Genomic DNA, 1,450 nt, shown 5'->3' with positions numbered 1-1,450 from the left:
CCTGCCGCTGGCGGCGCCTGGACAGCTGGCGACGAGGCACACCCGCCTAGCAACACGGCGCTTAATAGCAAAAAACTGATCCTGTACATGATGGTTATCCTTATCCGATGCGGGCGACAAGGTAAGAGCATAGCAAAGCATTCGTGCGGGCATGCCAGCCACAGGTTCAACGGTGTCGCGCCAGGACAAGCTGCATTACGGGTGGAATGGGCATGCAGGATGGCGGGGCAGCAAAAAAACGCCTTGCGAGGCGTCTTTTTTGCTGCGGCTGCTTTTACGCCCAACCCTAGAACAGCTGACGCCAGCCCAGCGTCAATGCCTGACTGGTGCGCTCGCTGTCCGCTTCGAGCGCGTAGTCCAGCGTCAGTGCGCCCTTAGCCACCGGCCGCGCCAGGCCCAACTCCAGTGTGCCGCGCAGGCGCCGGGTTTCAGCCTGTTGCGTGTAGTCGAAGCCGGCAAAGCGCTGGTTCAGCTCGAGGCTGTCACCGTGCAGGCGGGCGCGCGCGCCCAGCGCGGCACGCGGCTGCCAGTTGTGGGCAGTGTCCTGCCATACCAGCCGCGCACCCGCATCCAGCGAAGCCGCGCGTACTTTTTCGATCTCGCTGTCGGCCCACTGCGCGGCAGGGTTGTCCCAGCCCAAGCGGTAGCCGTCCTGACGGTACCACAACTGGTCAAGCGAGCCTTCGAGGGCAAGGTGGCTACCCAGCGGGCGCGACACCGTCCCGTACAGCCACAGGCTGTGCGCGCTCATGTCGGCACTGGCGCGGGCGGCCAGTTCGCGGTCGTGGCGCAGTACGTCGATATCCGCGTACTGGTAGCGCGCACCGGCGCGCAGCGTGGTGTCGTTTGGCAGTGTCCTGAGCGCATGCACGCCGACGCCGAAGCGGTCGGCCGTATTGCGGCTGCCTTGCATATAGGCGTCGCTGCGCTGGAAGCGGTCGTTTTCAATCGAGAAATCCATGCCCCAGCTACCCTCGCCCAGCGCGCGGTTGAAGCCGAGCAGCGCGCCTGAAGTGTTGGCGCGCCAGCCGCCGTCCTCGTCACCCTCGACATGGCGGTAAAGCGGGGTGACGAAGCTGCTGTTGCCTGCAGCGATGGCTGCGTTCAGCGGCCGCAATAGCGCGCGGGCGCTGTCCGTCGCATAGCTGGCGGCCAGCGCGTCGGTGCGGCTGCCGTGTGCGCCATCGGCCAGCGAGAGCGTCATTTCGGCGGTATCCCAACTGCTGCCGGCGAGCGACGCGGCCAGCATGCGGTGCACGGACTCGACGCCAGCAATGCTTCCGGAAACGGTAGCATTGTCAGAAGCCGAAATATGGTCGGCCAGATTGAATTGCTGATTGCCGTCAAAGCCCGCGCCGGGGCTGAGAATCAGCTTGGTGTCGGCGAAATTGAGCGTGCCGCTGTCTTCCACCCGGAACGCGCGCAATGATTCGTCGGCGGCAGGCGCGCC

1 protein-coding gene is annotated in these 1,450 nt (G+C 65.2%); it reads right to left on the bottom strand.

Annotation, left to right across the window (positions count from 1 at the left end):
• Positions 1 to 286 precede the first annotated feature (286 nt).
• Positions 287 to 1,450, bottom strand: a 1,164-nt coding sequence (locus M3P88_RS15785; protein WP_249616948.1) for an autotransporter outer membrane beta-barrel domain-containing protein, incomplete at its 5' end; no start/stop codon positions are given.

The organism is Craterilacuibacter sp. RT1T (genome assembly GCF_023502145.1).
Taxonomy (GTDB): Bacteria; Pseudomonadota; Gammaproteobacteria; order Burkholderiales; family Chromobacteriaceae; genus Craterilacuibacter.
Note: the sequence above shows the minus strand (reverse complement) of the source record. Positions and strands in the feature narration are given on the sequence as shown.